This is a genomic window from Candidatus Vesicomyosocius sp. SY067_SCS001 (genome assembly GCF_014706615.1).
Lineage (GTDB): Bacteria > Pseudomonadota > Gammaproteobacteria > PS1 > Pseudothioglobaceae > Ruthia.
Window position 1 is genome coordinate 487,035 of sequence record NZ_CP054877.1, and the last position, 14,108, is coordinate 501,142.

The 14,108-nt window shown below is 31.6% G+C and carries 11 protein-coding genes; 6 read left to right on the forward strand and 5 right to left on the reverse strand.

Going from position 1 to position 14,108, the window contains the following annotated elements; translation table 11 throughout:
- Nucleotides 1-170: 170 nt before the first annotated feature.
- Nucleotides 171-3,824, reverse strand: coding sequence for a methionine synthase (metH, locus tag HUW60_RS02345; protein WP_190600830.1), 3,654 nt, complete (start codon nt 3,822-3,824; stop codon nt 171-173).
- A gap of 190 nt (nt 3,825-4,014) precedes the next feature.
- On the opposite strand from metH, the gene HUW60_RS02350 reads away from it, so the two are divergent.
- Nucleotides 4,015-4,410 carry a hypothetical protein gene (locus HUW60_RS02350; RefSeq protein WP_190600831.1) on the forward strand — a complete coding sequence of 132 codons (396 nt, stop codon included), beginning with the start codon at nt 4,015-4,017 and terminating at the stop codon, nt 4,408-4,410.
- Nucleotides 4,411-4,490: 80 nt separating this feature from the next.
- Here the strand turns inward: HUW60_RS02350 and ssb are convergent, their stop codons facing one another.
- From ssb to HUW60_RS02365, 3 genes are read right to left on the reverse strand one after another with little or no spacing between them, the layout of a single operon-like run.
- The gene (gene ssb, locus HUW60_RS02355; RefSeq protein WP_190600832.1) at nt 4,491-4,988 is read right to left on the reverse strand and encodes a single-stranded DNA-binding protein; all 498 of its coding nucleotides are present in this window, start codon (nt 4,986-4,988) and stop codon (nt 4,491-4,493) included.
- Nucleotides 4,989-5,021: 33 nt separating this feature from the next.
- Nucleotides 5,022-6,179, reverse strand: coding sequence for an MFS transporter (locus HUW60_RS02360; protein WP_190600833.1), 1,158 nt, complete (start codon nt 6,177-6,179; stop codon nt 5,022-5,024).
- 18 nt (nt 6,180-6,197) lie between these two features.
- On the reverse strand, nt 6,198-6,965 hold the full coding sequence (locus HUW60_RS02365) for an outer membrane protein assembly factor BamD (protein WP_190600834.1): 768 nt from the start codon (nt 6,963-6,965) through the stop codon (nt 6,198-6,200).
- A gap of 98 nt (nt 6,966-7,063) precedes the next feature.
- Between HUW60_RS02365 and HUW60_RS02370 the strand changes: the two genes are divergently transcribed.
- From HUW60_RS02370 to HUW60_RS02390, 5 genes are all read left to right on the forward strand, one after another.
- Entirely contained in the window at nt 7,064-9,166 is a 2,103-nt protein-coding gene (locus HUW60_RS02370) for a RelA/SpoT family protein (RefSeq protein WP_190600835.1), read from the forward strand.
- Between the two features lie 74 nt (nt 9,167-9,240).
- Nucleotides 9,241-9,435: a Fe-S cluster assembly protein IscX gene (iscX, locus tag HUW60_RS02375; protein ID WP_190600836.1), complete on the forward strand. Its 195-nt coding sequence runs from the start codon at nt 9,241-9,243 to the stop codon at nt 9,433-9,435.
- Nucleotides 9,436-9,950: 515 nt separating this feature from the next.
- Nucleotides 9,951-10,145 carry an OmpA family protein gene (locus HUW60_RS02380; protein WP_238924527.1) on the forward strand — a complete coding sequence of 65 codons (195 nt, stop codon included), beginning with the start codon at nt 9,951-9,953 and terminating at the stop codon, nt 10,143-10,145.
- Nucleotides 10,146-10,298: 153 nt separating this feature from the next.
- Nucleotides 10,299-10,739: a tetratricopeptide repeat protein gene (locus tag HUW60_RS02385; RefSeq protein ID WP_190600837.1), complete on the forward strand. Its 441-nt coding sequence runs from the start codon at nt 10,299-10,301 to the stop codon at nt 10,737-10,739.
- Between the two features lie 12 nt (nt 10,740-10,751).
- Nucleotides 10,752-12,041 (forward strand): aminodeoxychorismate synthase component I, encoded by a 1,290-nt coding sequence (locus HUW60_RS02390; RefSeq protein ID WP_190600838.1) that lies wholly within the window; start codon nt 10,752-10,754, stop codon nt 12,039-12,041.
- Nucleotides 12,042-12,224: 183 nt separating this feature from the next.
- Here the strand turns inward: HUW60_RS02390 and HUW60_RS02395 are convergent, their stop codons facing one another.
- Entirely contained in the window at nt 12,225-14,105 is a 1,881-nt protein-coding gene (locus HUW60_RS02395; RefSeq protein WP_190600839.1) for an NAD+ synthase, read from the reverse strand.
- Nucleotides 14,106-14,108: the final 3 nt, after the last annotated feature.

The following is a 14,108-nucleotide window of genomic DNA, read 5'->3' on the forward strand; positions in this document are numbered from 1 at the left end:
TATTTGACAAAATTGCTTGATTAAAATTTGCAAGTAATTTATATATTTACTTAAATAATTTAACTATTTTGGTGATTTTAATAATATCTAGAATAGCACGCTTTAACATGGGTTTGTTTAAGTAGTTAGAAACTTTAAACAATTAATGTTTAATTTTTTTGTAAGTATTCCTATTCTAAATTAGGTGATAGTAATTTTTCTGCTTGTTCTAACGAAATACTTTTACGTTTAGCGTAATTATTTAATTGTGATTGATTGATTTTTGCCACGCCAAAGTATCTAGCATCAGGGTTTGCAAAATACCAACCGCTAACGCTAGCAGTTGGTAGCATTGCATACGAGCTGGTTAATATCATGCCAGTGTTATTTTTAACGTCAAGTAGTGTCCAGAGTTTTTCTTTTTCGCTATGTTCAGGACAAGATGGATAGCCAGGAGCAGGGCGAATACCATCAAATTTTTCTTGGATAAGTTGATTGTTATCAAATCTCTCAAAACTATAACCCCAAAGATTGGTACGTAATTTAAAGTGCATAAGTTCGGTAAAAGCTTCTGCTAGACGGTCAGCTATGGCTTTAATCATGATTGAATTATAATCGTCGTGGTCAGCTTTAAATGTAGTAATTAATAATTCAATATTAATACCGGTAGTAACAGCGAAGGCACCCATATAATCATTGATGCCGCTATCTTTTGAAGCAATAAAATCACTTAAACAAAAGTTTGGAGTGTTGCCTTTTTTGTCTAATTGTTGACGTAGATGGTTAAGGGTTATTATAACTTCGTTATTTTTATCATACAACTCAATGTCTTCATTGATACTATTAGCTGGGAAAATGCCGATAACGGCATTAGCCGTAAGTAGTTTTTCATTAATTACTTTTTTAAATAAAACCTTAGCATCATTAAATAGTGTACTAGCAGATTCACCTACAATCTTATCCGTTAATATATTAGGAAATTTACCGGTTAATTCCCAAGTTTGGAAAAATGGTACCCAGTCAATAAATTTGAAAATTTCAGCTAAATCATAATCTTTAAAAACATGAATACCTAATTTTTTAGGTTTAATAATAGAGTTAAAAGAAATATTAGGTCTATTAGCTCTAGCTTTTTCTAGAGAAATAAGTCTACTTTTACCTTTATTGATACGACGCTTACGTATATTTTCATACTCGATCTTTGTATCATTTAAAAGTTTCTGCTTAAGGGTTTTTGAGAGTAGGGCAGTTGCTACGCCAACGGATTTAGAAGCGTCTTTTACATAAAAAACTCCATGGTTATATTCTGGCTCAATTTTTACGGCTGTATGTGCTTTAGAAGTGGTAGCACCACCAATCATTAAGGGCAAATTAAGACCTTGACGAGTCATTTCTCTAGCAACAAACACCATTTCATCTAGTGAAGGTGTGATTAGCCCTGATAAACCAATAATATCTACATTCTCTTTTCTAGCAGTTTCAAGTATGGTTTCGATAGGTACCATTACACCTAGATCAATAATTTTATAATTATTACAAGAAAGTACCACACTAACAATATTTTTACCAATATCGTGTACATCTCCTTTAACCGTTGCCATTAAAATTTTGGCTTGTGAGCTGGGGACACAATTTTCTTTTTCAGCTTCTAAGAATGGATCTAAGTAAGCTACTGATTTTTTCATAACTCGAGCTGATTTCACCACTTGAGGCAAGAACATTTTTCCATCACTAAATAAATCACCTACTACATTCATACCACTCATAAGTGGGCCTTCAATGACTAGAATAGGACGACCTAATTTATCAAATGCCTCTTGAGTATCTTTATTAATGTATGTAGTAATACCCTTGACTAAAGCATGTTCTAGGCGTTTTTCTACTGCCCATGTGCGCCATTTTAGATCTTGTTTATTATTTTTTTGCTCGAATGTGTTAGAAAATTTTGAGGCTATATCAACTAAACGTTCGCCTGCTTGTTTGTTGATATTTAATACAACATCTTCAACAGCTTTTTTAAGTTCTGGGTGAATATCATTATAAACCATTAATTGCCCTGCATTAACGATACCCATAGTCATGCCTGCTTTTACAGTATGATATAAAAAGACTGAATGAATCGCTTCACGTACGGTATTGTTACCTCTAAATGAAAATGATACATTGGATACTCCTCCAGATATTTTAGCGTAAGGTAGATTTTTTTTAATGGCGCGCGTGGCTTCAATAAAATCTATCCCATAATTATTGTGTTCTTCAATACCTGTTGCTATCGCAAAAATATTAGGGTCAAAAATAATATCTTCTGGTGGAAAATTAACATTATTAACTAAAATATGATAGGCTTTTGTACAGATTTCAATTTTTCGAGATTGTGTGTCTGCTTGACCAGATTCATCAAATGCCATAACGATAATTGCTGCACCATAGCGTTTGCATAGACGGGCATATTGTATAAACTTAGCCTTACCTTCTTTGAGTGAAATAGAGTTGACAATAGATTTCCCTTGCGTGCATTTAAGTCCAGCTTCGATAATCTCCCATTTAGAAGAGTCTACTATTAATGGAACTTTAGCAATATCAGGTTCTGAGGCGATTAGATTCATAAAGCGGATCATAGCAGTTTTACCATCAAGCATACCTTCGTCCATATTGATATCAATCATTTGTGCGCCTTCCTCTACTTGTGTGCGGCAAATATCCAGCGCCTTTTCATATTCTTGGTTAAGAATAAGACGTTTAAATTTAGCTGAACCTGTAATATTAGCGCGCTCACCAATATTTACAAAAAGTGAATCGTTACCAATATTAAAAGCTTCAAGCGCTGATAAGCGACATTCTAGTTTAATAGTAGGAATCTTTCTAGGAGGTATCCTACTAATTGAGTCAGCAATTGCTTTAATATGATCAGGAGTTGATCCGCAACAACCCCCTAATATATTTACCAAACCTGATCTTGCCCATTCACTAACTTGTTCACTCATGGTTATAGCATTTAAATCATATTCTCCAAATTCATTGGGTAGTCCAGCGTTTGGATGAGCTGATACATAGGTATCAGCTACGCGTGACATTTCAGCTATGTATTGGCGTAATAAATCAGGTCCTAGTGCACAATTAAGCCCAATAGAGATTGGTTTAGCGTGGCGCAATGAGTTATAAAAAGCCTCAGTCATTTGTCCAGATAGAGTACGACCAGAAGCATCAGTAATGGTACCAGAAATCATAATGGGTAACTCAATCCCGTCGTCTTCAAAAACCTGTTTAATCGCAAAGATAGCAGCTTTGGCATTGAGTGTATCAAAAATGGTTTCAATTAAAATAATATCTACCCCACCTTTAATCAAGCCACGGGCGGATTCTATATAAACATCAACTAACTCGTCAAAGGTAATATTTCTAAATCCAGGATCATTTACATCTGGTGATAGAGAGCAAGTGCGTGAAGTTGGACCAATAACACCAGCAACAAATCTTGGTTTTTTAGCACTTGAAAATTCATCTGTTGCTTGACGTGCAATTTTAGCACTTTCAAGGTTAATTTCATAGGCCAATTCTTCCATTTTATAATCAGACATAGAAGTTCGAGTAGCATTAAAAGTATTAGTTTCAATAATATCAGCCCCGACTCTTAAATAATCTTTATGAATATTCTTGATAATCTGAGGCTGAGTAAGTGAGAGTAAATCATTATTACCTTGAACTAATATATGCCAATTTTTAAAACGATCGCCACGATACTCTTTCTCGGTTAATTTGTGTTGTTGAATCATGGTTCCCATAGCACCATCAAGTACTAAAATTCTTTTATCTAAAAGGGATTTTAATATCTGTTTTATATTCATATTTAGCATTATACAAGTATATAACAAGTTCTAATTTACAATAAATGGAAAGGTTATAGTGAATAAAATATTATAATTATCTTGAATTTTTATTCATGTAATCAATATTTTTTAAGTGTTAGTTTTATTTAGGTGTTAATATATTATTATGTTATAATATACTTTAATTTTATTAAATGGAGATGTAACAATGAAAAGTTTTTTTACAATAGTATTATTGACATTTACTATAAGTGTGAATGCATTTTGGAGTGGTAATAACTCTCCTTGGGGAAATGGGTATAACCACCATAATAGTTATGGTTACCAAGAAGATAACGGTATATTTGGCTATAACCCGTATGATTTTTGGGATCCTCGTTGGTATGCAGAAGAAATGGGTAATATGTTTGATGAATTCGATGATAATGGTTGGAACAACAACTATAATGGCTATGGACGTAATGGCTATGGACGTAATGGCTATGGACGTAATGGCTATGGACGTAATGGCTATGGTTTTGCTCCAAATGGTTATGTAAATACCCCATGGGGGCCTGGTGTTGCACCTAAAGTTACTAAACCAGTAGTACCAACAGTTAAGTAATATCAAATTATGATTAATAAAAAACCAGCACTAGTGCTGGTTTTTTATTGCTTTATTGTCGAGCCTTATATCCCCTTTTCCTAAAAAGGAATGTCATCATCAAATTCAGAATTTTCAACAGGTGTGATAGGGTCTGATATTGGCAGTACTGTCTTTTGTTGTGATGCAAATGTAGAAGAAGGGGATGATTGTTGAGGTTGGAGCGTATTATTCATATCATCAGTATTATCGTGGCGACTATCTAACATTTGTAATGTGCCATTAAAGCCAGATACAACTATTTCAGTTATATAACGATCAGCACCAGTTTTGTCTTGCCATTTTCGAGTTTTTAATTTACCTTCAATGTAAATTTTAGAACCTTTGTGTAGATATTGACTAGCAATATCAGCTAATTTTCCAAATAAATTAACTCTATGCCACTCAGTGCTATCAACTTTTTGCCCTGTATTCTTGTCTATCCATCTTTCATTAGTTGCAACGGATAAATTAGCTATTGATCTACCATCAGAGGTATATTTTAATTCTATATCTTGACCTACATTACCTATTAAAATTACTTTGTTGATTCCTAACATTTTTTTTGCTCCAATTAATTTTTTGCTGTTTGTTTAACGGGGTGTTTTTTGCTTTGTTGTAAGGATGATTATCCACCAAATAATTGCAATAAATGTAGTAAATAAGAATACACTATTTAGATTAAATATGTTGTAAATACGTCCACCAGAAATCCCGCCAACGAATACACCTAAGAATTGTGATGTAGAATACAATCCCATAGCCAATCCACGTTTATCAGCGCTTGCACCTGAGGCTATGAGTGAAGGTAAAATAGCTTCTAATGCATTAAAAGCAATAAAAAATAAAGTTAGGAAGATCAAAAATGAAGTGTATGTAAGTTGTGTTTGATAAAACAAAATTTGGCTAATAATCAATAATGTAATAGCGCTTAAGAACACAGGCTTAATTTTTTTATGTTTGGAAGCTAAGATTACCATTGGTAACATACCAATAAAAGATAACATGATAATAGGTAGATATATTTGCCAACTATCTTTAATGTCAATAATATTATTTTCTTCTAAAACAATTGGCATGGCGATAAAAGCACAAGTTAAAATTAAATGTAGTGCAAAAATACTAAAATCTAGTCGTAGTAAATCAATATTTAGTACTTTTTTAATGTTTACAATTGATAAAGTATATTGTTCTTTAGGTTTAATGTCTGGCATGGTACTAACAATAATCAAAGCAATAATAGAAAGCAAAGCAATAATCCAAAATAAGCCAGAGATACCTAATTTAGCACTAATAATAGGGCCTAGTAATAAGGCTAGCATAAAGGCTATGCCTATTTGTACACCCACAAAAGCATTGGCTTTAGAACGTTGATTATCGCTAATAAAATCTGCTAAAAATGCCATCAGTACTGCTGAAATAGCACCTGAACCCTGCAAGGCTCTACCAATAACAATTCCTATGATATCTGTTGAATTAGCAACCACAATACTACCAATAAAAAAGATAATAAGACCAATATTTATCATGGATTTTCTACCATACTTGTCTGACAAATAACCAAATGGAATTTGTAATAATGCTTGAGTTAAGCCATAAATACCAATAGCTAAACCTATTAAGTAAGGTGTAGTATTGGTGTATTTACTGGCATAGACTGAAAATATAGGAAAAATCATAAACAAGCCTAACATACGTGTGGCCATGATTAAAGAAATTTTAAACGTGAAAACTCTTTCTTGTTTATTCATCGGAGTAGGTTAATAACCTTAGTTCTTCAAAGAATAATAGGGTGTATACCAAGGGTAATTTTTTTCTAGTACTCGACGTGTATCTTTTGCTAGTGTACCTGCGTTAATAGCATCATAATTGATTGCCATTAAATGTAGTGCTGCAGGAACTGAGGGCGTATTTTGATATTTCTCAACAATAAACTTAGTCCGGTTAATAGCAGCAATATTGGCCCCTTTCTTGGTGTAATAAATAGCTATGAACAACTCATGTCTTGATAAAATATTTCTAAGTACAACTATACGTGTTATAGCGTCTTCACTATACTTAGTTTTTGGAAATTTATCAATCAATGCTAGATAGTAGTTAAAGGCGTTACGTACTGAATTAACTCCACGTTGAGCACTATCAGTAAAGTAGTCATCTAAAAATGAGCGGGATTTGTCTTGTGAAACAACACCTCGTAAATAATAAGCATATGGAGTTGAAAAATGTTCTGGATAAATTTTAATATAATTATTTAGATGATAAATTGCCTGGTCATAGTCTTTGTTTTTATACAATGCATAGGCGATTTCTAACTTAGACTGTAGTGCATATTTTGAGCCAGGATAAGCGGCTTGTAGTTGTTCAAAAAGTTCTATAGATTCATTTATTAATCCTAATGATTCTTGTTCTTTAGCTTGAGTAAAAAATGTCTTTGGCGACCAACCTTTAGTAATAGATTCTATTTTAATTTCTTTTTGCCAGAAGCAACCATTAAGTAATAATACTAAAAAAGGTAGAATGATGAATAATTTTTTCATAATTAAATGTATTATTTATTACATAATATGTGAAGAATTATACTGGTGTAGTTGCATTATAATGGTAAATATTTTTACTTCAATTTAATTTTTATTGAATGAAATTACCTGATAAAAGAATTCTAATAAGCGAGCTATGTAACACACTAGAAAACTATATGTCTAAAAAACAGGTTGAAGGTGTTTATCAGGCTTATATTGTTGCAGCAACAGCACATGATGGTCAATACAGACAGTCAGGTGAAGCTTATGTATTCCACCCTATATCAGTTGCTATGATTTTAGCAGAGTTAAAACTAGACTACTGTTGTATTGTAGCGGCAATACTACATGATTGTATTGAGGATACTTCAGTCACTTATGATCAAATTAAATGTGATTTTGGTGATGAAATTGCACATATTGTGGAAGGTGTTTCTAAGCTAACTGGGTTTAAATTTCATTCAAACACAGATAAGCAAGCACAAAATTTTAGAAAGTTACTATTGGCTATGAGTGGTGATATGCGAGTTATAGTAATAAAACTAGCAGATCGTTTACATAATATGCAAACACTTGGCTCTATGAGCAGAGATAAGCAACTTAGAATTGCCAAAGAAACGGTAGAAATACATGCACCAATTGCGCGTCGTTTAGACCTTAATAGTATTAGAGTTAAGTTGGATAATTTGTGCTTTTCTATTATTTATCCATTTCGTAATAGGGTTCTAGTGAGTCAAATTAAAAAACAATGTGGTAATCGAAAGAAAGTTATTAATCATATTGAGAATGAAATAAAGAGCCGATTAAATCAAGAAGGCTTGCCAAACGTTGAAATTAATAGTCGTAGAAAACAACCTTGTAGTATTTATAGAAAAATGAAAATCAAACATTTGAAGTTTTCTCAAGTGTTGGATATGTATGCACTTAGGATTATTGTAGCTGATGTTGCACAATGTTACCAATCCTTAGGTATTATTCATAATTTATACAAACCATTACCAGGTAAGTTTAAAGATTATATAGCATTACCAAAATCAAACGGTTATCAGTCCTTACACACGATATTATTTGGTTCTAATAAAATTTTTATTGAAGTACAAATTCGTTCATCTGATATGCATTTTATTTCAGAATATGGGATTGCTGCACATTGGCATTATAAGAGTGGTTCTAATCGTAAATCAGCATTAGCTAATAACTGGTTAGGTTCGCTACTAGATATTCAACAAAATTCAGGTACTTCTATTGAGTTTTTAGAAGAAACTAAAGCGGATTTATTTCCTTATGAGGTATTTGTTTTTACTCCTGAAGGTGATATTATTCAATTACCTTATAAATCGACTGTACTTGATTTTGCCTATATGGTACATACCAGTATCGGCAATCATACTCTTAGAGCTAAAATTGATCAAGTTATTACACCTATTTCTACCGAATTAAAATCAGGACAGACTATTGAAATTATTACTGACGATAAAGCCACTCCTAGATCTTCTTGGTTACAAATTGTTGTTACTATAAAAGCTAGATCTTCGATTAAAGCGTACCTTAAGAATGAGTCAGCCTCTGAATTAATTCAGTTGGGAGAGTATTTATTAACCAATGCACTTGATTATCAAAATATAGATACAGATAATATTGATGAGGTTCAATGGATAAAATGTATTAAAGCATTACATTGTAATTCTAAAGAAGACATGTACATGAAAATTGGACTTTCTGAGATTTTAGTATCAGTTGCACTGAACAAACTGCAAGGAGATAATATCAAGAATACAAATCAAAAGATTAGTATTTATAAAACTCAAGGAAAAGCCATTAGTTTTGCTTCTTGTTGTCATCCCATTCCTGGTGATAAAGTAGCTGGTGTTTTAACCACTTCTAAAGGTATGGTGGTACATAGACTTATTTGTGCTAATTTAGCTCGTGCTAAAAGTAAAAATGCACAATGGCTTAACATTGATTGGCAAGCCAATGAGGATGAGGAATTTAAAGCAATGATTGACGTGGATGTTGCCAACCAAAGAGGTACACTCGCGTCTATTACCAGTGTTATTTCAAAGATGAAAATTAATATTGAGTTTTTAGAGATTCAAGAAAAAAACAATACTATCAAATCACTTAATATAGTGATTAGTGTTGCAAATTTTAGTCAATTAAATCAAGTATTCGTACAATTAAAAACGTTAAAATTTGTTAGAGAGGTTAGTAGGATGTGATTAGAAAAGTCACTAAATTTATACATAGTAAACCTTAATTTGGTTAAAATTAAATTTTCCTTCAAGGGGCTTTTATGAACTGGACAGATTCTTTAGATATTGCAATAGCCTTGAATGATGCTTATCCAAAAATTAATCCTTGTATTGTTAATTTTGTTGATCTTAAACAGATGGTGATTGCACTGAATGAATTTGATGATGATGTAAACAGATCAAGTGAAAAAATTCTTGAGGTTATTCAAATGAACTGGATAGAAGAAATGGAATAAAACAATTTATTGTTTTTATTTTATCATTTTATACAACCATTGCTTGGGCAATATTAAAAATCACTATTTTCAAACAAGATGAAAATAATCTTCCTATTGCTATCTCTAATTTTTTTGTTGTAGGTGATGTAAGCCAAGGCAAAGTCATTGCAGATATTATGCGTAATAATTTTAACTATTAAGGAGAATTTAGTGTTGTTAATACAAATTATGTCATTAGTAATGAACCTAGTTTTGATAATTTGAATACAAAAAAAATTGAAGCTATTGTACTAGGTAAGTTAGAAAAGATTAGTAAAAAATCTTTAATGTTGAAATTTAATTAATAGATGTTTATTCTAAGAAAACACTTTATAAAGATACATTTACCGTACATAATAGTGATATCAGAAAAGCTACCCAACTATTTATCTGATCAAATTTGTTACGCTTTACTGGGTAAAAGAGGATTTTTTAATACACGTCTAGCCTATATTATCGTTATTAATAAAGACAAAGGTATAACTTAGCACTAGGTGAAAAATCGTGTCTTAAATGTTAAAGAATTATTAAGCTTGTATGATCTTTCTTCAAGAATTAAAGTTATTAGTTTTGGTGAATCAAAGCCGATGATGCAACAACACGATGAAGGTGTATGTCAGAAAAGTAGGCGTGTTGAATTTGTTTATCAAAAAAGTTTCATATACTATCTTGGTTTATTTGTTTTTTAAGTATTTTTATCTTACAGTCTGCTTATTCAGGTATTAAATACAGAAAAAGTAATTATAGATTATAATAAAAAAATTAAGCGATTATTGCTTAATAATAAAATTATTAGTATGTAAAATTGAAAAGTTGTTTAACTTAATTACTTATCAAAATCCATGGATGTAATTAAAGAAACTTCGTTTAAAATAAGAAGGTATGATAAAAAAGTCAAATGTGTTTATACGCAGGCTCGTAGTTTGCTAATAACAGATCAATATGACCAATATATTAAGTTATTTAAGCAATATTTAGTAGATTATTCCAATAGTGGTTACATTTCAGATGTGCACTACTGGCTAGCTAAATCTTATTTGGCTAAAGAAGATTTTCATAATGCTAGAAATACTTTTATTGTATTTCAACAACAAAATCTATTGCATTATAAATTTTCAAACTCTGTATTTGAATTAGCTAAAGTATATATAGTACTTAATAAAAAAGACAAAGAATGTGGTTTATTAAGTACAATGCTGCTGAAATTTACTTCACATAAAGCAATTAATAGAGCCAAGCAACTACTTAGTAAGATCATAATCAAATTAAAGATTAATAATTAACTATAAATTAAAGTGAAAGTTATATCTATTCCTGATATTGATTTAGATGCGTTATCTTACGCTAATCCTACACGTTATCCATTTTTATTAGAAAGTGTCCATCATAATTCTATTAATAATTTTTCTATATTGTTTGCACATCCTGGTAAAAAAATTGTGTTGAATGATTTAGAAGAGTTTGATTTTTTAGACAAACTCACTGCTAGTATAGATGGACTACTTATTTACAGTGATTTGCCTTTTACTGGCGGGTGGTTTGTATATCTTTCTTATGAATTAATTGGGCAAATAGAGCCTACTTTAAAACAAATAATGCATACAAGCGATCAACCTATTGCTATGGCTGTGCAAATTCCAACAGCTATTATTATTAATCACACAAATCATCAGACCTATCTATTAGACCAATTTGACAGTAAATATAGAATAGATCAAGTATTAGCAGATATTAAACAATTAAAGTCAATACCTGATTGTAAATTAATAGGTACTTTATATACTGAAGAAGAAGCTAAGTTTTTATCAGGCGTGGCAAAGAATCTTGAATACATTAAAGCAGGAGATGTTTTTCAAGTAAACCTTTCAAGACAATGGCAATACCAGTTAACTAATGATATTACTCCAACTCAAATTTACCAAGCATTAAAAAAAACCAATCCAGCCCCATTTTCCGCACTGGTACAATTACAAACGTTTAGTATTATTTCTTCTTCCCCTGAGCGTTTATTTAGCGTGGATGGTAATGTCATACAAAGCAGACCTATTGCAGGTACCTGTCCACGCGGTATAGGTATTAAAGATAAACGTCTAAAACAACAACTTATTAACCACCCTAAAGAACGAGCAGAGCATATTATGCTACTTGATTTAGAGCGTAATGATTTGGGCAGGGTGTGTGAATACGGAAGTATCAAAATTGATGAAATTATGGGTTTGGAAAGCTATCCATTTGTACATCATATCGTTTCAAATATCAAAGGAAAAATTAAATTAAACACTACTATTAAACACCTAATTAGTGCATTATTCCCAGGGGGAACTATCACTGGATGTCCTAAGATTCGTTGTATGCAAATTATTCAAGAACTTGAACAAACTCCACGTCAATCCTATACAGGATCGTTAGGTTATGTCAGTAGTAACGGGAAAATGGATTTTAATATTCTTATTCGTACCATTAGTAAACAAAACAATCTGCTAACTTTAAGGACAGGGTCTGGCATTGTGGTTGACTCTATTGCTAAACAAGAGTTGCAGGAAACCAAACACAAAGCCAAGGGTATTCTTCAAATTTTTGTATAATATAACAAGATGTTGGTTAATATATAATTTAAATGCAAAACATGTTATATCCCCTCAAAAGAGTAAAAATTCATCAACTTATCAAAGTTGATGAATTTGTTATAAGTTTTTTAACTTGTATTTATAATATATTTGGAATCATTTGTACCATTATTTTAATGGTGTTATTTCTTTAAATAGATATTAAGGCTGAAACTTAGAAGTAATAGGGTAGCGACGTTCTTTACCAAAGGCGTTTGGGCTGATTTTAGGTCCTGGTGCACTTTGTCTTCGCTTGTATTCATTGTTAAGTACCATTTGTGTGATATATTTAACAGTTTGTTCGTTAAATCCTTGTTTAACGATATGTTCAACTGAATATTTTTGTTCTATAAATAGTGCTAATATTGCATCCAGTTCGTTATAAGATGGTAAGGAATCTTGATCAGCTTGGTTAGGTGCGAGTTCAGCAGATGGCTCTCTATCTATAACGCGTTCCGGGATGATGGCTGATAGGGTGTTTCTATATTTAGCTAATTGGTAAACTAAAGTCTTGTTAACATCCTTAAGAGGAGCGAAACCACCTGACATGTCGCCATATAGAGTGGTGTAGCCAACTGCTATTTCAGATTTATTACTTGTGGTAAGTACTATTTTTCCTAATTTATTAGAGATTGCCATGAGTAGTGTACCCCGTATACGTGCTTGTATATTTTCCTCAGTAGTATCGGTTTCCATCCCAATAAATAGCGTATTGAGTTGTGTGTTAAAACTGTCTACTATGATGTGAATGTTGATTTCATGATAATCAACATTCATTGTCGTGGCCTGAATTTTAGCATCTTCAAGGCTTATATTTGAAGTATACTTATAAGGCATCATAATAGCTTTAATATGCTTAGCTCCTATAGCATCAGCAGCAATAGCAAGGGTAAGTGCAGAATCAATACCACCAGATAAGCCAATTATCACTCCATTAAAAACATCATTTTTTTCAATGTAATCTTTAGTAGCAAGTACCAAAGCATCATAAATAGTTTTCTCAATAGAGTCAGTGTTAAATAATGTAATAGGGGAGGTAAAACTAACGCTTTGAACTGCTTCTTTAAATAAGGGTAATTGCAAAGTGATATTGGCATTTGAATTCATTGCAAAAGATGCACCATCAAATACTAACTCATCTTGTGCACCAACCATATTAACGTAAATAAAATTAGTTTTAGTTTCTAAGACACGTTGTTTAATTTGTTCAATGCGTTGTGAGTGTTTGCCAATCTGAAATGGAGAGGCATTAATACTAATTATGATTTGCACACCTTGATTAGCTGAGATAGAGATAATATCTGATGTCCAAGCATCTTCACAGATAACTAGGCTAATTTTTTTTCCTTGACATTCAAAAATAAAAGGCTCATTACCTGATTTAAAATAACGTTTTTCATCAAATACACCATAATTTGGAAGATTTTGTTTATGATAAAAATACACTTGCGAATTTTGAATAAGATAGGCACTGTTGTATAAAATATCGTTTTTCTTGTATGGTGCTCCAAATATAATAGAAATATTATTAGAGATGGTTTGGTTGATTAAAGTTACTTTATCTTGGACTTGTTGAATGAACCCTTCATGTAGCAGTAAATCTTCAGGAGGGTAACCAACGAGCGATAATTCTGGAAAAACTAATAAATCACAACCTCGAATATACGCTTCTTGGGTTAATTTAATAATTTTTTGAGTGTTTCCATTTAAATCACCAACAATAGGATTAATTTGCGCAATGTCAATTTTAATAGATCTTGAGTTATTTGCAAGTTTTTCTAGTTGATTTTGCCAAAATATTGACTTTGATTTACTATCAGTAAATTTTGCATATTCAAGTTTAGTATGAGTGATGACTTTTGGATGGTTAATGTTTAAAATATTAGCAAATAACCAAGCAGGGGTTTCAGAAATGGTATCTTTTCCTGATTTACATTTACTTAAATTAGATTGATTAATTGAATATTTTTGTGAGATTTTATAGTCTGAAAGGCCAGTTTTTTTGCGTACTTTATTCAAGTAATATTTAGTTCTATTTATCATTAT

What these genes read in the sequence shown, in the direction of transcription:
- metH (WP_190600830.1), bottom strand. Translation starts at nt 3,824, where the DNA reads ATGAATATAAAACAGATATTAAAATCCCTTTTAGATAAAAGAATTTTA.
- HUW60_RS02350 (WP_190600831.1), top strand. Translation starts at nt 4,015, where the DNA reads ATGAAAAGTTTTTTTACAATAGTATTATTGACATTTACTATAAGTGTG.
- ssb (WP_190600832.1), bottom strand. Translation starts at nt 4,988, where the DNA reads ATGTTAGGAATCAACAAAGTAATTTTAATAGGTAATGTAGGTCAAGAT.
- HUW60_RS02360 (WP_190600833.1), bottom strand. Translation starts at nt 6,179, where the DNA reads ATGAATAAACAAGAAAGAGTTTTCACGTTTAAAATTTCTTTAATCATG.
- HUW60_RS02365 (WP_190600834.1), bottom strand. Translation starts at nt 6,965, where the DNA reads ATGAAAAAATTATTCATCATTCTACCTTTTTTAGTATTATTACTTAAT.
- HUW60_RS02370 (WP_190600835.1), top strand. Translation starts at nt 7,064, where the DNA reads ATGAAATTACCTGATAAAAGAATTCTAATAAGCGAGCTATGTAACACA.
- iscX (WP_190600836.1), top strand. Translation starts at nt 9,241, where the DNA reads ATGAACTGGACAGATTCTTTAGATATTGCAATAGCCTTGAATGATGCT.
- HUW60_RS02385 (WP_190600837.1), top strand. Translation starts at nt 10,299, where the DNA reads ATGGATGTAATTAAAGAAACTTCGTTTAAAATAAGAAGGTATGATAAA.
- HUW60_RS02395 (WP_190600839.1), bottom strand. Translation starts at nt 14,105, where the DNA reads ATGATAAATAGAACTAAATATTACTTGAATAAAGTACGCAAAAAAACT.